Below are 18,047 nucleotides of genomic sequence, written 5' to 3'. Positions count from 1 at the left end.
TCACAATAAGATGTTTAGTTAGATTCTTTAGCTACTGTTTTTGGCTTATCCACTTGTTTACCTTTGAGCATCAGCCATAGTGGAGCGGCGATATAGATTGAAGAATATGCACCAAACAGTGTTCCGATAACCATCGCAAGCGAGAACATGCGAATGGATTCTCCACCAAATATGAACAAACAGATTGAAGCTGCAAACACGGTGAATGTTGTATTCAGGGAACGTGTCATCGTTTGAGCCAAACTGCGATTGACTACCTCACGCAAGTCGGCTTTGGTTGTCTTTTTGGCAAAACGCAGATTCTCACGAATCCGGTCAAAGATAACGATCGTATCGTTGATCGAGAACCCGACAATAGTCAATACTGCAGTAATAAAGGTCAGATCGACTTCCAAACGGAAGATGGAGAACACACTTATTACAACAAATGCATCATGGAAGAGTGCGATAACCGCAGCCAAACCAAAGCGCCACTCAAACCGGATCGCAACATAGATCATGATCCCGATACTTGCAATGAGTACCGCGTAGATCGCGTTGCGCTCCAATTCTTTGGCCATCTCTGGATCAACGGTATTTACTTCATAGGAAGCCGATGCATCCAGTTTGCTAAATTCCTGTTTAAATTTGCTCTCTTGGGTCTCATCCAGTTCATTGGAGAAACGAACATTTACACGGTCAGCCCCCGGTGTAATGGTAACATCACCCTCATCAACACCGATGTCCTTAACGATAGGTTTAATCTGCTCCGCTGTGATTGCTTTGGATACCGAAATATCCACATTCGATCCAGCACGGAAATCAACCGCATAATTCAAACCCAAAGCCAGAATGCTGATAATCCCCGTAATCGTAAGAATAATCGAGAAGATATAGGCAATCTTACTACCTTTAACATAATCAAAATTCCAATTAAAGCGCACGAATTTCACTCTCCTTCACTCCGAAGTACTTAGGCTTCTTCAACACGTTAGCCCGTACGAGCAGGGTCAACAGGAAGCGGGAGAAGAAAATATTCGTGATGATACTGGTGACAATATCAAAGATCAGCACGAGTGCAAAACCTTTAACCGCACCTGTACCCAGGAAGAACATAACAGCGGCCGCAATAATGGTAGTGACATTGGAGTCAATGATTGTACGGAAGGAATGTTTGCTCCCCGCTTTAACCGATGACAAAATCGACTTACCACTTCGCATCTCTTCTTTAATCCGTTCGTACGTGATGATATTGGCATCGACCGCCATCCCTATACCCAGGATAAACGCCGCAATACCTGGAAGGGTAAGCACAAATTCTCCTAAATAGAAGATTGCAAGCACCAGCCACGTATGTGTGATCAAGGCAAAACTCGCGATAATACCAGGAATGCGATAAAGCCCAATCATGAACACTAGAATTATAACGGAACCAATCAATCCCGCTTTAATGGTCTGGTCCAGAGAAAGCTTACCAAGTGTTGCACCAACACTTTGTGAATACTTCTCTGTAAGTTTCAGTGGCAATGCACCCAGGTTAATGGTGTCACGAAGCTGGTTTGCTTCGTCACGTGTGTAAGCACCCGAAATCTGAGCGGAACCATCTGTCAACTGTTGTCTAACGGTTGGAGCAGATAACAGCTCATCGTCCAAATAAATAGCGAGAGGTTGTCCGATCAAACGTTTGGTAATCTCGGAAAATTTGGCTTTGTCTTTCACTTGAATGTCAATCATCGGCTCATTCAATTGAGTGAACACAACTTTGGCTGCATTTTCAACAAATTCATTTCCGCGAAGCTCAATTTTGGTGTATTCGCCTTCCTTGTCGTTCTCAGCTTTACTACGGAAGGTCAAAACAGCCGGTTCTTTCATTTTGGCTCTAACTTCAGCCTCATCCGTAACCCCTGCCAACTTCAATCGAATCCGGTTGCTTCCTTCAGTGGTTACCTCCGGTTCGCTTGTTCCGAGCGCATTGGCGCGGCTTTCAAGACTTTTGGCCGTTTGCACCAAAGATGCTTTGGTGACTTGTTGACCTGCTTCGAGCGGCTCTGCTTCATATAAGATCTCGTAGCCTCCCTTTAAATCAAGGCCCAAGCGTATATTTTTGAGCAGTTCCGGGCTTGTTCCCACCATTACCCCTGTGGTGACAAGCACGACCAGAATGAAACTGATAATTCTTTTCATGCCGTTCCTAGATCCCCTTTCGTTCTCAATATTCCTATTATAGCGATGCCGTAAAAAGCAGTCAATTTTCAACAAAAAAGATCCCTTTCGTCTAGAAAGAGGACCCCCGGTATGCAGACACGGTCATAAAGTTCATAAAGCTTGTTGCTTTCAGTGACAAAATGTCGTTCACCAGCTGGTGAAGCGGTGGAATGCCCTGTTTTTCATATTTATGACTGACGCAATTCCAGACATCTTTGCTGGTGACATATTCGTAACCGACAAGCCTTAATTCCTCCGCTTTGCTACGGCAGAGCATCTCTATTGACTGTTCCAACTCCACATCATTCATTTCTTCCAACGGGGAGCCTCCCTTCGTACATCCAAGCCTTTATGCGGCATCAATATTACATGATTCGACTTCGCCTGATCATATTCCTTCTTGCTGAATATGGTTCTTTTTGTTAATCGTGTCCAAGTTGTCATGAGAAGATAAAGGACTAGCATAGGATGAAGAACAACGGCTTTGTCCCGTTTATGTTGATAGCCTGTACTTTCAACCGGGAAAGAGGGGTAGTCTTGAAGAAACAGACATTTATCCAGGGGGCCATGATCCTGCTCGCGGCAGGCATAATTAATCGAATACTTGGTTTCATCCCGCGCATTGCGCTGCCACGAGTCATCGGTGCAGAAGGTGTTGGCATCTACCAATTGAGCTATCCCTTTTTTATCGTACTGGTGACATTAATTACGGGTGGTATTCCGCTCGCCGTAGCCAAGCTCGTAGCCGAAGCTGATACCGGTGCCAATCGTTATTCCCCCCAGCGAATCCTGCAAGTAAGCTTAAGCTTTACGTTGACCTTGGGTGTAGTATTCATGTTTTTATGCATCCTATTTGCACCCTGGGTTACCAAGTACGTGCTCACAGATGAGCGGGTATACCATACGTTTGTTAGTATGAGCCCCATGATTGCCATTATCGCCGTATCTGCTGTCTACAGAGGGTATTTCCAAGGTAAGCAAAACATGATGCCTACTGCCATTTCATCCATTGTTGAAACCATCATTCGTATCGTCTGTGTCATTTGGTTTGCCTGGCTTCTCCTCCCCCACGGTATTGCCCAAGCTGCTGCTGGTGCCATGCTGGGAGCGCTTGTTGGAGAATTCGGCGGTATGCTTGTACTCTTGTGGAAGTATAACAGGCAGAAGAAAGAGTTACCGCTCGCTAACCAACAGAACATGTCCAATCTCACAGCCAAACCTTTAAACCCAATACCTTCAGTTCTGAAAGAAACAGGTACTCCACAGCCGGGATTAATCCGGCGTTTGCTTGCAATCTCTATTCCTGTTACAGCAGGCCGATTGGTTGGCTCCTTATCCTATCTGGCCGAAACCATCGTTACTGCCCAGAGTCTGGCTCTGGCAGGCATATCCAAAGGGCTCGCTACAGCACAATATGGTGCATTACAAGGTATGATTATTCCTTTGTTGCTGCTGCCGGGGGCACTAACCTCATCGCTCGCGACATCACTTGTGCCTTCACTGTCCGAAGCTTCTGCTCAGGGAGATCGCGCACTGATTCACAAAAGAATGCATCAGGCATTACGCTTGGCACTTGTGACAGGTGCTCCGTTTTCCGTGTTTATGTATGTGCTTGCCGAACCGATGTGTCTTGTTCTGTATAATGATGCATCGATCGGAAGCATGCTGAAGCTAATGGCTCCCTTTGCTTTGTTCATCTATATTCAAGCTCCTCTTCAAGCTGCACTACAAGCTCTTGACCGTCCGGGTAAAGCATTGCTGAATACGTTTATCGGTGCTGTTATCAAAATCACGTTGATTTTAACGCTTGCTTCCCGGCCTGAATATGGCATCTTCGGTGCAGTCATCGCCATCTGTGTGAATTCTACGGTAGTTACCCTGTTACATGCCCAAAGTGTACGTAGCCTGCTACAGTTCCGCTTCAGAATGATGGATTGGGTCAAGACGGGTGCAGGAATGTTTATCATGGGAGCAGCGACCCTACTCGTATACGAAGAGACTGCCATGATATTGCCTTTTTGGGTGAGGATGCTTCTCGCTCCTTTTGTCGGGCTTATCGTGTATTTCATCGTCATGGGCTGGACCAAAATGATTGACTTTCATGATCTGTCCCGTGCTCCTTTAATTGGTTTATGGTTCAAGCGCCGCTCAGGCAAATGATTTTCATTTTTTATCATCTTTTGGACTGACATATATCTTCCCATTGTGGTCAATGGAGCATATAAATACATCTTTGAAATCCATAATTCCGTTCTGTTGAATTTGATTTTTCAGCCAAAATCTCGTTTTCTGAATGATCTCCAGATTCTGATCCTGGACCTTTCCGTCCATAATTAAGGGTAGTGGCAGACCTTCATATTTAATATTTGGAAATCCGTCAATCTGATTTTTCTCTGTTTTGGATTTACCGGAAGAAGCCCCTTCTGAATCAGAGCCGGAAGAACTGCTGTCGTTAGAAGTATTTTCATCCTTGGGAAAAACGGTCAGCTTGCCTGTGGTCTCCAAAATAGCGAAATCAACCTCACCGATACTATCTACATTCTGTTCACGGAGTTGTTGTAATAGATCATCCAGATTATATCGTTGCTTCCGCATCTCATCCCGGTGAAGAACGCCTTTGGAGATCAAAACAGTAGGTTTGCCATCAATTATCAGGCGAAGACGCCGACTTTTAAGGCCTATAAAGGCCATTCCGATCTGTACAATGATCAAGGTAAGCATGGGGGCAATCCCGTGAGAGAGCGGTTTATCAATATCTTCAATGACAAAAGCAGCCATTTCAGCAAGCATAATGGACACGACAAGATCAAACATGGATAGCTTACCAATCTCACGTTTACCCATAACCCTCATTGCGCAGTACACCAGAAAGTACATGAGAATGGTTCGAAAGATATGTGATCCGACATCTGGGAAGTTCACAACAGGGGTCCTCCTTCGAAACTGAGTTTTTAACAGTTAGCTGGGTAATGCAATCCCTATTTTGACCTGAACCTTACATGCTCATGCAGAAATAATCTGTTCATTTAATGGAAAACAGTTCATAAGTCCGAAGGCTTGACCATACACTGTATTAACTTATAACTTGTACAAGGGGGTTGCTTCATGCAATTGATCCGCCGCTTGGTTTCGTTTCGAGTGTCCAATCCGATTCTGTCAGGCCTCTGTCAGGCTTTTGTATGGATGTTTATCGGGGCATTTATTCTCTCCTTGTTTCTCTGGATGAGCGGAATGCGGGAACAGGACCTCTCGTTGTATACCTATGTTGTTCATGGCTTGTCATTATTGGTTGGTGGTTTTGTCGCAGGCAAACGTTCTGGTGAAAAAGGATGGTACTACGGAGGGATTACCGGAATCGTATATGGACTGCTTGTGCTGTTGATCGGATTTCTCGCGCTGGATGCTTCGTTTAATTGGAAGGATAGTTTACAACTGCTTAGCGCGTTCTTCATTTCAGCTCTCGGTGGTATGTTCGGTGTTAATACGCATCGCTCCTAGCTGACTCGTAAAGAACATCTACCTTCCCTCATAAATCAAAAAAGAGAACCGGGTCTCCAGGGAGATCCGGTTCTCTACTAGGGAATACGCCACAAACGCACCCTCGTTATTCTATGTTACAGTAACTATTCAACAGCCGTATCACGAGCTACAGCCGTGCTGATTGCATTACGGTCAAATGTAAGCTTAGTTACATCGTTTACACGCAATACAACCACATCGTCCGTAATCTCAGCGATCGTACCGTGAAGGCCACCAATCGTTACAATTTTATCGCCCTTTTTCAATTGGCTTAGCATGGAATTCCGTTGCTTTTGCTTTTTGTTCTGTGGACGAATCATTAAGAAGTAGAAAATCGCAACCATGAGTACTAAAGGTACAATCAAAGATACGATCCCACCGCCTTGCGCTCCTGCTAGAGGCATTCCTTGAAACATTCAAACTCCCCCTTATCGACTATACATACAGATATTGCTTGTTACGCTGGTTCCCTCAAAACCTCAATCAGAAACCTTTGTCATTGTCATGAAGACCATATTGATCGAAAAATTCATCCCGGAAATCAAGCAAACGATCTTCCATAATGGCTTTACGTACATTACGCATCAGATTCTGCAAGAAATGAAGATTATGGATCGTTGTCAAACGCAGGCCAAATGTTTCATCTGCTTTGATCAAATGACGCAGATAAGCTCTGGAATAGTTGCGACAAGTGTAGCAATCACATTCAGGGTCAAGTGGCCCAAAATCAGTTGCAAACTTGGCATTGCGAACTACCAGACGTCCTTGGCTGGTCATCGTTGTTCCGTTACGGGCAATCCGAGTTGGCAGAACACAGTCGAACATGTCCACTCCACGAATTGATCCCTCAATCAACGCATCGGGCGAACCTACCCCCATCAAATAACGTGGTTTATTGGATGGCAACAAAGGTAACGTATAATCCAATACACCATACATCAAATGTTTCGGTTCTCCAACACTCAGTCCACCAATAGCATACCCCGGGAAATCCATGGAAGTCAAATCTGCGGCGCTCTGACGGCGAAGATCTTCATGCATGCCTCCCTGTACGATGGCAAACAGACCTTGGTCATGCGGACGAGCGTGACTTTCGAGACAACGTTCTGCCCAGCGGCTTGTTCTTTCGAGTGATTTTTTTACATATTCATATTCAGCCGGATACGGTGGGCATTCGTCAAACGCCATCATAATATCGGAGCCAAGTGCATTCTGGATTTCCATCGCCACTTCAGGAGAAAGGAACTTCTTGTCTCCATTCAGATGAGAACGGAAGTTAACGCCTTCTTCCGTAATCTTGCGCATCTCGCTGAGAGAAAACACTTGGAATCCGCCGCTGTCCGTCAGAATTGGACGATCCCAGTTCATGAATTTGTGCAATCCGCCAGCTTCACGGATGATTTCATGTCCTGGTCTCAGAAACAGGTGATAGGTATTACTCAAAATAATCTGAGCATCCATTTCTTTCAACTCTTCAGGGCTCATTGTTTTGACAGTCGCCTGTGTACCTACAGGCATAAAGGTTGGTGTCTCAATAATACCGTGAGGTGTATGTACACGTCCCAGACGTGCACCGGATTGTTTGCAAGTTTTGATATGTTCATACGTAATTGCTGCCATTGGTTTTAATCATCCTCTAAAAGTTAATCGTTATACTAATATATCAACATGGCATCGCCGAAGCTGAAGAACCGGTATTTCTCTTGGATGGCTTCCTCATATGCCTGCATAATATGTTCCCTGCCTGCTAGTGCACTAACCAACATAACCAACGTGGATTTCGGGAGATGAAAATTCGTAAGCATCCCATCGATCACTTTGAAGGAATAGCCTGGGTAGATGAAAATGCTGGTCCATCCGCTGCTCGCTTGCAGTATTCCATTTTCAAATTTGCTACCTACCGTTTCCAAAGTTCGGCAACTCGTAGTCCCAACCGCAAAAACACGGTGTCCATTCTCTTTGGTCTGGTTAATCAGGTCTGCTGTTTCTTGTGACAAGGAGTAATACTCCTCATGCATGACATGATCTTCAACAACGTCAACCGACATTGGTCTGAATGTTCCCAGTCCTACATGAAGCGTGATGAAGGCGACATTAACACCCTTGGCTCGAATCTGGTTCAGCAACTCATCCGTAAAATGTAATCCCGCTGTAGGTGCAGCCGCCGATCCTTCATGCTTGGCGTACACGGTCTGATACCGTTCGCGGTCATCCAATGTCTCCTTGATATAAGGGGGCAACGGCATCTCACCCAGACGGTCCAAAATCTCTTGGAAGATTCCATCATACGTAAACGTAAGTGTACGTGCCCCCATCTCGCCCTCTTCTTCAATGATTGCCTTGAGTTCATCACTAAATACGATGACTGAACCGGCTTTCAGCTTTTTACCCGGCTTAACCAGTGCTTCCCACTTATCGCCTTCCACATTTTTGAGCAATAACACTTCCGCTTTTGCTCCGGTATCTTCTTTTGTACCGAACAGACGGGCTGGTAGAACACGTGTATCATTCAGAATTAATGTATCGCCGGGATTCAGAAAATCGATAATATCGGGAAACGTTTGATGATTAATCTCACCACTATCTTTGTTCAAGGTGAGCAAACGGGATGCCGTGCGATCAAGCAACGGCGTCTGTGCTATCAATTGCTCTGGTAATTCAAAATCATATAAGTTCACATTCATTTAGTTTCATTCCTTAACAATAGTCGCATTTTGATAATAGTGTTTCAATATTGCCTGGTAATCATACCCTTCATCTGCCATACCTTTGGCTCCCCATTGGGACAAGCCCAATCCGTGGCCATTGCCCTGACCGATGAACATGAAGGTCTGACCCTGCGTCACCGCTCTCGCTTGACCATCACCACTCATAACCACAAGTGCATTACCGGATGATGTTCCTGCGCCAGAAGAAGACAATACAGAGGCACCATTTGAGCCGGTTTTACTGGCTGTTTTGCCGTCAGCGCCTAATACAGTATAACTTCCGGTCCCTGCAATATCAAATAAAGTGCTCGGTAATCCACCGAGCGCAGAGCGGTATGTATCGGCATATTTCACCGTCATAGCCTGTCCGTTGGCAGTGACTTCAAGTGCTCTTCCGGAAGGTCCACGCTTGGTCACTTCCAAGGTTGAGATTGAAGCAGGAGCAGACGCTGTTGTTTTACCCTGAAGGGATTTAACCAACTGGGCAGACGTGAAAGGTCCTCTCACCCAAGCATAATCGTTGGATTGAGCCACTTTTGCCAACACAACAGCTTCGTTGCCTGGATTCATTTTGGCTACAGGTTCAACGGTGGATTGAATTAACGGAACGGAACGCACATTGGTATTCTGAGCCGTTACCGTCACTTTTGCCAGTCCTGCATTGGTCTTGGTCGTTAATTCTTTGATGTTGTCCTCACGAATGTACCCGCTAACGCCTGTATCCAGTAGCACATGGTACCACGTATGTAATCCTGCCTGAGCTGATGTATCTCCTGAGCTAACCACATTGGTGAACACACCTGCTCCGCCGTTCCATACCTCAGAAGGATGAGCCGTCTGGCCGCCAGCATTGGAGGAGAATACAGCTTCGATGATTTTCCCACCGCTCTTGACCACTTCTCCAGCCGTTGCATCCACTGCACTGGTTACTTTATCGTTCTCCGAACCAATCCCGTTGTAGGCTTGGCTGAGCGTTGTATCCACGACATTCGCAATTTTGAAACGTTCACCCTGTTGAAGCGCGTAGGATCGAGCAGCTACGGCTTGAACTTTCAGAGCTTCAGCAGGCCAGGAGGAATACACCTCTGCCCCTACGACAGAGTACAGGTATTGCTCCAGTGGAACGACGTTGACCAACGCCAGATCACCACTTACGATGCTGATTTCCATATCTCCACGATACGTTCGCTGGGAACGTTCCACTACTTTGATACCATTGCCATTCCCTTGTACCAATGCTTTGGATTCAGTACCTGCAATGGTGTAATGCGGAGCTGTTTTGAGTGCATCCGTACTTAATCCTGCATCCTGGCGGATGATGAGCCCTGCATTAGTGTTGACAGGTGAAAGGCTTACCCCCGGAGCTTTGGCTTCCACACTGTTCTTCAATGCGGTTAATTCCGCATCCGTTGAAGCTTCACCCACCCATACCGCGTATGCTTGGCTTCCACCACTCAGTTGAAGGACAGGATAGACACTACTAACTCCTGTTGATAAAAGGATGGCTTGTGCTGCCTCTGCTTCCTGAATCGAACCATAGGTTCCAGCAGACAGGCGTTTACTTCCCGTTACAGCTGGCTTTTGACCAGCCAATTGAGCTGCTGCTACCTTTTGTACTCGTGTAACAGCTTGTCCTGCCAGTGCCTCCGTTGCATAGTTGCCTGTGTAGAGCTGGTAAATGGCATTTCCATTCACAGACGTTGTGAACAGCAACGGTTTATCTGCGGTTGCCTGCAACAATTTTGCTGCTGCAGATGCTGCCTTAAAGTCCGCTGTTTCCAACACCTTTACTCGGAATCCATCTGCACTGAAACGGACTTGTCCTGCCGGAAGGTTTACATTTGCGCCGCTCTCCGATTGGATGCTCCATTGTCCTGTCGATTCAAGCGTGATGAGTGGTGTAGTTGATTTATACGCACTGCCCAGATTCGCAAACATGGCTACCCGGATCGTCTGTCCATCATTTCCTGCTGCGTATGCAGGCACTTGCAGACAACCCACTGTCAAAAGAGCTGCCGCCAGTACCTTCAATCGACGACTCCACTTCTTCGTTCGTATTGCTTTTCCCACAATCAGACTCCTCTCCGTGCATTTCTTTCATTTTATATCGGATTAACACGTGATTATTTCAATGTTTATGGTGAACCTTCAAATGAGCATGTTCAACAGATTCGATTATTTCCCATCTCTTGGTGGAACAGGCAAACCCAAATGATGATAGGCGAGATCTGTTACGATCCTGCCCCTTGGTGTACGCTGAATCATACCAATCTGAAGCAGATACGGTTCATAGACATCCTCGATCGTCTGACTTTCTTCCCCGATTGTAGCAGCAATTGTATCCAATCCTACGGGACCTCCCCGGAAGCTGTTGATCATCGATTTGAGCATCTTATGGTCAATGTCATCCAGACCACGCGGATCAATCTGGAGACGTTGCAGCGCTTCTTCCGCCAGTGTCTGCGTTATAATCCCATCACCACGCACCTGTGCAAAGTCGCGTACTCGTTTTAACAAACGGTTCGCGATCCTCGGTGTCCCACGTGAGCGCAATGCAATCTCTTGCGCAGCATCTCCCACAATCTCTACACCCAAAATTTCGGTAGAGCGTGAGACGATATAAGCCAGCTCATCAACCGTATAGAATTCCAAGCGACTTATAACACCAAATCGATCTCGAAGTGGAGCAGACAGCAATCCAGCACGCGTTGTAGCCCCAATCAGAGTGAATGGTGGCAGATCCAGCCGAACGGAACGTGCACTTGGACCTTTACCAATCATAATATCCAATGCCGAATCTTCCATAGCAGGGTACATGACTTCTTCAACCGTACGATGCAAACGATGAATCTCATCAATAAACAAGACATCGCCTTCCTGCAGATTGGTTAACAATGCTGCAAGATCACCCGGGCGTTCAATGGCCGGGCCTGACGTAGTTCGTAAATTAACGCCCAATTCGTTGGCAATAATGTTGGCAAGTGTTGTTTTACCAAGTCCAGGTGGTCCATATAACAAAACGTGATCCAATGCCTCATTACGAAATTTGGCAGCTTCAATATATATCTTTAAATTTTCCTTCACCTGATTCTGCCCGATATATTCATTCAGATACCGGGGACGAAGACTCAACTCAACATTTTGGTCCTCCATCATCAGGTTCGCGGAAATAATCCGGTCATCCATGTTCATCCCTACCTTTTTTTGCAGGCTACAGCTATATTATAATATGCAATTTGTATTATCCCGTAAACAGCATTTGCAGCGCCTTTTTCATCAACACATCAACGGAATCTGCTGTAGTAACATCCTTTTTCAATTTGAGCCATACTTTATCAAGCTCACTGTCAGTATACCCAAGTGCCTTGAGACCTTCACGTGCCTCATCCCAGGCTGAACCACTTCCCGACTCTTCCGATGGAGGAGCGAACAACCCAGTTGCATACGCTGCCGCGCCAAAACTATCCAGCTTATCCTTGAGATCCAGAATCATGCGTTGTGCAGTCTTCTTGCCGATGCCTGGCAATTTGGTCAAGAACGTAAGATTCTCCTGATAAATCGCCGTAACCACATGTTCTGGTGTACCTCCAGCGAGTATGCCCAGAGCTACTTTTGGCCCAATACCGGATACTTCAATCAGTTTACGGAACAAACGCTGCTCATCCCGTGTAACAAATCCAAACAGCAACATCGCATCCTCACGCACATGATGGTGAGTGTACACGGTAATTTCGCCTTCTTGCTTCGCAAACGCAAATGGATTCGGACAGAAAACGCGATACCCCACGCCATGAACATCCAGCACAATATAATCATTCTCTACATGAATGAACTGTCCTCTTAGAAAATCAATCATTTTCGCAATACCTCATTCAACTTGGAATTTAATGTATAAGAGTGTGCATGGCACACGGCTACAGCCAATGCATCCGCTACGTCATCCGGCTTAGGAACGACCTGAAGACGCAAGAACATTTTGACCATCTCCTGTACTTGCTTCTTCTCCGCTTTACCGTACCCCACAACAGCCTGCTTGATCTGCATTGGCGTATACTCTGCAATAGGCAAACCCTTCTGTGCGGCAGCGAGTACCATAACGCCTCTCGCCTGACTGACAGACATTGCTGTTGTAACGTTCCGATTGAAAAAAAGTTTCTCCAGCGCTACTGCGTCCGGTTTGTATTTATCAATCAATTGCACCATACCTTCATATACGTGAAGCAACCGTTCCTCTTCAGGGGTATGAGCTTCCGTCTGAATACATCCATATTGTACGGGTACCACCTTACTGCCGATTTTATCCACAAAACCAAAACCAACAATCGCAATCCCCGGGTCAATTCCCAAAAAACGCAAAACCATCTCTCCCTCACAAAAGCGAACATATGTATCGTTCATTTCATTATAACAAAAGATAGACCCTGCGGCAGGAAAAACTTTGTCTAACTGATTACTCGCCTTTATTCGTGAATTTTTTACATGTTTATACGTATTTTCATGTATTTCAGTTCAAACGACAAAAAGGACATCTCTTCGATGTCCTTCATCACATTCCACGTATTTTAGATTCAATCGCTTGGTTACGTAAACCACCAATGTTATTGCTTGCCACCATCGTTTCAGTACTTCACAATTTTAATACCGTAGGTGAGGACGTTTGGATTACCCGCCATTACGGATTAAATGATGGTCTTCATCCACGGCATAGTCACTGAACGTAGAGATCACGCTATCATACTCATCCTTGTCTTGAATCCGAATACCCTGTTGCAATTGCTCTAGTACGCCTTCAGGCAAAGAACTTTCCAACGTTCCAACATCCAATTGAAAGAACGTACGAATAACCTTCTCTTCTGCAGGCTTACCCTCGTACAAATTAAGGTTCCCTACAGCATCTATACTGATATAAGCCTGTTGTTTACAAAGCGGTGAAAGGTCATCTACACGTTGCTTCAAATGCAACTCATCTGATGTTCCAACGGTAGCATCCCATTCCGGATGTTGAGCTAGCAGCATCTTCAACTGTGGTCTAGCCATCTTGCCTAACTGCTCTGTTTCCACTCCGCAGATGTACTGTGTCTCCAAAACCACACTTGTTAAATGATCCGGATCAGAATCAAGTTGCTCTACTAACGCCTGAATCTCCTGTTCATATCTTGCTTCCTGCGTAACAGGGCCCATCACACTCGTTGCCTCACTAAAATTAGTTGTCAGCAAACGCTCTATCGCCGATGAGATAGACAACCCGCTGTAAGCCAATATCGTAACTGCAAGCAGAGCCGCCGTCATCCATACTGTTCGTTTCCACCGTCTCCAGCGTCTCTTGAATTGTTTTCTGAAGTTAAACGTGTTCACATGAACCCCTTCTATCACTTTTTAAACCTATTGTGACCTAAAGATTGAGGCTTTATGCACAATTAACTTGTTGTCTGAAGAAGGAACACGCATGTGTTAGCTTAGAGAATTTGTCATAGTTAATATCGAACCTGCATTTATAGAATCTTATATAGATAAATATAAAAAAACACTATCTAATTATAGATAGTGTTTTTAGAGATCGGGATGACACGATTTGAACATGCGACCCCCTGGTCCCAAACCAGGTGCTCTACCAAGCTGAGCTACATCCCGTTATATATACCGGCGAGAGGACTCGAACCTCCACGGTTTCCCACTCGATTTTGAGTCGAGCGCGTCTGCCATTCCGCCACGCCGGCAAATTTGAAGTTATAATGGCGCGCCCTGAGAGATTCGAACTCCCGGCCTTTTGATTCGTAGTCAAACGCTCTATCCAGCTGAGCTAAGGGCGCAAATATTGGAGCGGAAGACGGGAATCGAACCCGCGACCCTCGCCTTGGCAAGGCGATGCTCTACCGCTGAGCCACTTCCGCACACGGTATTATTAATATAAAAATGGCGGAACCGACGGGATTCGAACCCGCGATCTCCTGCGTGACAGGCAGGCATGTTAGGCCAACTACACCACGGTTCCAGATCACTTTCTCAAAGGAAAGTATAATTGCGGGGGCAGGATTTGAACCTGCGGCCTTCGGGTTATGAGCCCGACGAGCTACCGGGCTGCTCCACCCCGCGTCGTTATAAAGTTTATATGGTGGAGGCTGAGGGGATCGAACCCCCGACCCTCTGCTTGTAAGGCAGATGCTCTCCCAGCTGAGCTAAGCCTCCATATTATGACCCGTAGGGGATTCGAACCCCTGTTACCTCCGTGAAAGGGAGGTGTCTTAACCCCTTGACCAACGGGCCTTAATGGCTCCCCGAACAGGGCTCGAACCTGTGACAACTCGATTAACAGTCGAGTGCTCTACCAACTGAGCTATCAGGGAATATATGCATTTGCAGTGCAAATGCAATTCATCGTACAACATCAACATGCAGAGCCTGTTTTCTATGTATGATGAAAGAGTTCGCTTGGCGGCGTCCTACTCTCCCAGGACCCTGCGGTCCAAGTACCATCGGCGCTAGAGGGCTTAACGGTCGTGTTCGGGATGGGTACGTGTGGAACCCCTCCGCCATCGCCACCAAACGCATAGCTTAGCTTACATTCAGAGATCGTTCTCTGAAAACTAGATTCGAAACGAAACATGCGAATTACAACTTGCTATTGGATAAGCCCTCGACCGATTAGTACTGGTCAGCTCCATGCATTGCTGCACTTCCACCCCCAGCCTATCTACCTCGTCGTCTTCAAGGGGTCTTACATACTGGGAAATCTCATCTTGAGGGGGCTTCACGCTTAGATGCTTTCAGCGTTTATCCCGTCCGTACATAGCTACCCAGCGGTGCTCCTGGCGGAACAACTGGTACACCAGCGGTACGTCCATCCCGGTCCTCTCGTACTAAGGACAGCTCCTCTCAAATTTCCTACGCCCACGACAGATAGGGACCGAACTGTCTCACGACGTTCTGAACCCAGCTCGCGTACCGCTTTAATGGGCGAACAGCCCAACCCTTGGGACCTACTTCAGCCCCAGGATGCGATGAGCCGACATCGAGGTGCCAAACCTCCCCGTCGATGTGGACTCTTGGGGGAGATAAGCCTGTTATCCCCAGGGTAGCTTTTATCCGTTGAGCGATGGCCCTTCCATGCGGTACCACCGGATCACTAAGCCCGACTTTCGTCCCTGCTCGACTTGTAGGTCTCGCAGTCAAGCTCCCTTATGCCTTTGCACTCTTCGAATGATTTCCAACCATTCTGAGGGAACCTTTGGGCGCCTCCGTTACTCTTTAGGAGGCGACCGCCCCAGTCAAACTGCCCACCTGACACTGTCCCCGCACCGGATTACGGTACCAGGTTAGAACCTAGATACGATCAGGGTGGTATCCCAACGTTGCCTCCACGCAAGCTGGCGCTCACGTTTCAAAGGCTCCCACCTATCCTGTACAGATCGTACCCAAATTCAATATCAAGCTGCAGTAAAGCTCCATGGGGTCTTTCCGTCTTGTCGCGGGTAACCTGCATCTTCACAGGTATTAAAATTTCACCGGATCTCTCGTTGAGACAGCGCCCAAGTCGTTACGCCATTCGTGCGGGTCAGAATTTACCTGACAAGGAATTTCGCTACCTTAGGACCGTTATAGTTACGGCCGCCGTTTACTGGGGCTTCGGTTCACAGCTTCGGATTGCTCCTAACCACTCCCCTTAACCTTCCAGCACCGGGCAGGCGTCAGCCCGTATACTTCGCCTTACGGCTTCGCACAGACCTGTGTTTTTGCTAAACAGTCGCTTGGGCCTTTTCACTGCGGCCCCCTCGTGCTATTCACACTACCGGGGCACCCCTTCTCCCGAAGTTACGGGGTCATTTTGCCGAGTTCCTTAACGAGAGTTCTTCCGCGCGCCTTAGAATACTCTTCTCGCCTACCTGTGTCGGTTTGCGGTACGGGCACCATCACCTGGCTAGAGGCTTTTCTTGGCAGTGTGAGATCATGACCTTCGCTACTATAATTTTCGCTCCCCATCACAGCTCAGCCTTACAATGTGCGGATTTGCCTACACATCAGCCTTACTGCTTAGACGGACATCCATCAGTCCGCGTCACTACCCTACTGCGTCCCCCCATTGCTCATAACGGCTTACGGTGGTACAGGAATTTCGACCTGTTGTCCTTCGACTACGCCTTTCGGCCTCGCCTTAGGTCCCGACTTACCCTGAGCGGACGAGCCTTCCTCAGGAACCCTTAGGCTTTCGGCGGATCAGATTCTCACTGATCTTTTCGTTACTCATACCGGCATTCTCACTTGTATAATGTCCAGCGCTCCTTACGGTACACCTTCAACCCTTATACAACGCTCCCCTACCCCTGATGCAAAGCATCAAGCCATAGCTTCGGTGGTGTGTTTAGCCCCGTTACATTTTCGGCGCAGAGTCACTCGACCAGTGAGCTATTACGCACTCTTTCAATGGTGGCTGCTTCTAAGCCAACATCCTGGTTGTCTGTGCAACTCCACATCCTTTCCCACTTAACACACACTTGGGGACCTTAGCTGATGGTCTGGGCTGTTTCCCTTTTGACAATGGATCTTAGCACTCACTGTCTGACTCCCGGAAGTAAGTCTATGGCATTCGGAGTTTGACTGAGCTTGGTAACCCTTGCGGGCCCCGCACCCAATCAGTGCTCTACCTCCACGACTCTGTTTTCCGAGGCTAGCCCTAAAGCTATTTCGGGGAGAACCAGCTATCTCCGAGTTCGATTGGAATTTCTCCGCTACCCCCACCTCATCCCCGCATTTTTCAACATGCGTGGGTTCGGGCCTCCAGTGCGTGTTACCGCACCTTCACCCTGGACAGGGGTAGATCACCCGGTTTCGGGTCTACGTCCACGTACTACATCGCCCTATTCAGACTCGCTTTCGCTGCGGCTCCGGCTCTTCACCTTAACCTTGCACGGGAACGTAACTCGCCGGTTCATTCTACAAAAGGCACGCCATCACCCCTAAAACGGGCTCTGACTTTTTGTAAGCACACGGTTTCAGGTTCTATTTCACTCCCCTTCCGGGGTGCTTTTCACCTTTCCCTCACGGTACTGCTTCACTATCGGTCGCTAGGAAGTATTTAGCCTTGGCAGATGGTCCTGCCGGATTCATACGGGGTTTCACGTGCCCCGCACTACTCGGGATCCGTCTCGGAGGGAACCAACTTTCAATTACAGGGCTTTTACCTTCTTTGGCGGGCCTTTCCAGACCTCTTCGCTTAACCGGTTCCTTTGTAACTCCATGTGAGACGTCCCACAACCCCAAAGAGCAAGCTCTCTGGTTTGGGCTTCTCCGCGTTCGCTCGCCGCTACTGACGGAATCACTATTGTTTTCTCTTCCTCAGGGTACTTAGATGTTTCAGTTCCCCTGGTATGCCTCTGCATAACCTATGTATTCAGTTATGAGTAACTGGAAATTACCCCAGCTGGGTTTCCCCATTCGGACACCCCCGGATCAAAGCTTGCTTACAGCTCCCCGAGGCAGTTTCGTTGTTCGCCACGTCCTTCATCGGCTCCTAGCGCCTAGGCATCCTCCGTGTGCTCTTAGTAGCTTAACCATTTTGTTCCGGTTTCGGTCGCTCGCTTCCCTTGTTTTGCTTGCGCAAAGCCAAAAGTCACTCTCACCCGATACCATCACAAAAGCAAT

At 47.2% G+C, this 18,047-nt stretch carries 14 protein-coding genes, 9 tRNA genes and 2 rRNA genes; 2 read left to right on the top strand and 23 right to left on the bottom strand.

Annotation, left to right across the window (positions count from 1 at the left end; translation table 11 throughout):
- Positions 1–14: 14 nt before the first annotated feature.
- From secF to MHI01_RS25440, 3 genes are all read right to left on the bottom strand, one after another.
- Positions 15–923, bottom strand: a complete 909-nt coding sequence (secF, locus tag MHI01_RS25450; protein WP_127551044.1) for a protein translocase subunit SecF — start codon at positions 921–923, stop codon at positions 15–17.
- On the bottom strand, positions 913–2,163 hold the full coding sequence (secD, locus tag MHI01_RS25445) for a protein translocase subunit SecD (protein WP_340984371.1): 1,251 nt from the start codon (positions 2,161–2,163) through the stop codon (positions 913–915). The genes secF and secD overlap by 11 nt, the downstream gene beginning before the upstream one ends.
- 91 nt (positions 2,164–2,254) lie before the next feature.
- Positions 2,255–2,494, bottom strand: coding sequence for a post-transcriptional regulator (locus tag MHI01_RS25440; protein WP_036617497.1), 240 nt, complete (start codon positions 2,492–2,494; stop codon positions 2,255–2,257).
- A gap of 227 nt (positions 2,495–2,721) precedes the next feature.
- On the opposite strand from MHI01_RS25440, the gene spoVB reads away from it, so the two are divergent.
- The gene (gene spoVB / locus MHI01_RS25435) at positions 2,722–4,344 is read left to right on the top strand and encodes a stage V sporulation protein B (protein ID WP_340984369.1); all 1,623 of its coding nucleotides are present in this window, start codon (positions 2,722–2,724) and stop codon (positions 4,342–4,344) included.
- Between the two features lie 3 nt (positions 4,345–4,347).
- On the opposite strand, the gene MHI01_RS25430 is transcribed toward spoVB, so the two are convergent.
- Positions 4,348–5,061, bottom strand: coding sequence for a YetF domain-containing protein (locus MHI01_RS25430; RefSeq protein ID WP_445744932.1), 714 nt, complete (start codon positions 5,059–5,061; stop codon positions 4,348–4,350).
- A 228-nt stretch (positions 5,062–5,289) separates the two neighbouring features.
- Between MHI01_RS25430 and MHI01_RS25425 the strand changes: the two genes are divergently transcribed.
- Entirely contained in the window at positions 5,290–5,682 is a 393-nt protein-coding gene (locus tag MHI01_RS25425; protein ID WP_036616878.1) for a TIGR04086 family membrane protein, read from the top strand.
- A gap of 125 nt (positions 5,683–5,807) precedes the next feature.
- Here the strand turns inward: MHI01_RS25425 and yajC are convergent, their stop codons facing one another.
- From yajC to MHI01_RS25330, 19 genes are all read right to left on the bottom strand, one after another.
- Positions 5,808–6,119, bottom strand: coding sequence for a preprotein translocase subunit YajC (gene yajC, locus MHI01_RS25420; RefSeq protein WP_036616875.1), 312 nt, complete (start codon positions 6,117–6,119; stop codon positions 5,808–5,810).
- 67 nt (positions 6,120–6,186) lie between these two features.
- Complete coding sequence (tgt, locus tag MHI01_RS25415; RefSeq protein ID WP_036616872.1) at positions 6,187–7,323, bottom strand: tRNA guanosine(34) transglycosylase Tgt; 1,137 nt, start codon at positions 7,321–7,323, stop codon at positions 6,187–6,189.
- A gap of 35 nt (positions 7,324–7,358) precedes the next feature.
- The gene (gene queA / locus MHI01_RS25410; protein ID WP_340984367.1) at positions 7,359–8,387 is read right to left on the bottom strand and encodes a tRNA preQ1(34) S-adenosylmethionine ribosyltransferase-isomerase QueA; all 1,029 of its coding nucleotides are present in this window, start codon (positions 8,385–8,387) and stop codon (positions 7,359–7,361) included.
- Positions 8,388–8,393: 6 nt separating this feature from the next.
- Positions 8,394–10,481, bottom strand: a complete 2,088-nt coding sequence (locus tag MHI01_RS25405; protein ID WP_340984366.1) for a SpoIID/LytB domain-containing protein — start codon at positions 10,479–10,481, stop codon at positions 8,394–8,396.
- Positions 10,482–10,586: 105 nt separating this feature from the next.
- Positions 10,587–11,597 carry a Holliday junction branch migration DNA helicase RuvB gene (gene ruvB, locus MHI01_RS25400; protein WP_036616868.1) on the bottom strand — a complete coding sequence of 337 codons (1,011 nt, stop codon included), beginning with the start codon at positions 11,595–11,597 and terminating at the stop codon, positions 10,587–10,589.
- A gap of 55 nt (positions 11,598–11,652) precedes the next feature.
- Positions 11,653–12,267 carry a Holliday junction branch migration protein RuvA gene (gene ruvA, locus MHI01_RS25395; protein WP_036616866.1) on the bottom strand — a complete coding sequence of 205 codons (615 nt, stop codon included), beginning with the start codon at positions 12,265–12,267 and terminating at the stop codon, positions 11,653–11,655.
- Positions 12,264–12,767, bottom strand: a complete 504-nt coding sequence (gene ruvC, locus MHI01_RS25390; RefSeq protein WP_017686765.1) for a crossover junction endodeoxyribonuclease RuvC — start codon at positions 12,765–12,767, stop codon at positions 12,264–12,266. The genes ruvA and ruvC overlap by 4 nt, the downstream gene beginning before the upstream one ends.
- A 306-nt stretch (positions 12,768–13,073) precedes the next feature.
- Positions 13,074–13,766 carry a BofC C-terminal domain-containing protein gene (locus tag MHI01_RS25385; RefSeq protein ID WP_340984365.1) on the bottom strand — a complete coding sequence of 231 codons (693 nt, stop codon included), beginning with the start codon at positions 13,764–13,766 and terminating at the stop codon, positions 13,074–13,076.
- Between the two features lie 202 nt (positions 13,767–13,968).
- Positions 13,969–14,042 (bottom strand) — tRNA-Pro (locus MHI01_RS25380).
- Positions 14,043–14,049: 7 nt separating this feature from the next.
- Positions 14,050–14,128, bottom strand: a tRNA-Leu gene (locus MHI01_RS25375).
- Between the two features lie 16 nt (positions 14,129–14,144).
- Positions 14,145–14,221, bottom strand: a tRNA-Arg gene (locus MHI01_RS25370).
- 6 nt (positions 14,222–14,227) lie between these two features.
- A tRNA-Gly gene (locus MHI01_RS25365) sits at positions 14,228–14,302 on the bottom strand.
- Positions 14,303–14,325: 23 nt separating this feature from the next.
- Positions 14,326–14,403, bottom strand: a tRNA-Asp gene (locus MHI01_RS25360).
- Positions 14,404–14,430: 27 nt separating this feature from the next.
- Positions 14,431–14,504 (bottom strand) — tRNA-Met (locus MHI01_RS25355).
- Positions 14,505–14,521: 17 nt separating this feature from the next.
- Positions 14,522–14,597, bottom strand: a tRNA-Val gene (locus MHI01_RS25350).
- A 6-nt stretch (positions 14,598–14,603) separates the two neighbouring features.
- A tRNA-Glu gene (locus MHI01_RS25345) sits at positions 14,604–14,675 on the bottom strand.
- Positions 14,676–14,679: 4 nt separating this feature from the next.
- A tRNA-Asn gene (locus tag MHI01_RS25340) sits at positions 14,680–14,755 on the bottom strand.
- An 83-nt stretch (positions 14,756–14,838) separates the two neighbouring features.
- Positions 14,839–14,955: ribosomal RNA gene (rrf, locus tag MHI01_RS25335) — 5S ribosomal RNA — on the bottom strand.
- Positions 14,956–15,033: 78 nt separating this feature from the next.
- Positions 15,034–17,958 (bottom strand): 23S ribosomal RNA (locus MHI01_RS25330).
- Positions 17,959–18,047: the final 89 nt, after the last annotated feature.

Origin of the sequence: Paenibacillus sp. FSL M7-0656 (genome assembly GCF_038003225.1) — a bacterium.
In the GTDB taxonomy this organism is placed as follows: Bacteria; Bacillota; Bacilli; order Paenibacillales; family Paenibacillaceae; genus Paenibacillus; species Paenibacillus amylolyticus.
Note: the sequence above shows the minus strand (reverse complement) of the source record. Positions and strands in the feature narration are given on the sequence as shown.

Excerpts from the sequence above, each read along its gene's own strand:
- ruvB (WP_036616868.1), bottom strand. The coding sequence starts at position 11,597 with ATGGATGACCGGATTATTTCCGCGAACCTGATGATGGAGGACCAAAAT.
- MHI01_RS25440 (WP_036617497.1), bottom strand. The coding sequence starts at position 2,494 with ATGAATGATGTGGAGTTGGAACAGTCAATAGAGATGCTCTGCCGTAGC.
- ruvA (WP_036616866.1), bottom strand. The coding sequence starts at position 12,267 with ATGATTGATTTTCTAAGAGGACAGTTCATTCATGTAGAGAATGATTAT.
- MHI01_RS25430 (WP_445744932.1), bottom strand. The coding sequence starts at position 5,061 with ATGTACTTTCTGGTGTACTGCGCAATGAGGGTTATGGGTAAACGTGAG.
- queA (WP_340984367.1), bottom strand. The coding sequence starts at position 8,387 with ATGAATGTGAACTTATATGATTTTGAATTACCAGAGCAATTGATAGCA.
- MHI01_RS25425 (WP_036616878.1), top strand. The coding sequence starts at position 5,290 with ATGCAATTGATCCGCCGCTTGGTTTCGTTTCGAGTGTCCAATCCGATT.
- tgt (WP_036616872.1), bottom strand. The coding sequence starts at position 7,323 with ATGGCAGCAATTACGTATGAACATATCAAAACTTGCAAACAATCCGGT.
- secD (WP_340984371.1), bottom strand. The coding sequence starts at position 2,163 with ATGAAAAGAATTATCAGTTTCATTCTGGTCGTGCTTGTCACCACAGGG.
- yajC (WP_036616875.1), bottom strand. The coding sequence starts at position 6,119 with ATGTTTCAAGGAATGCCTCTAGCAGGAGCGCAAGGCGGTGGGATCGTA.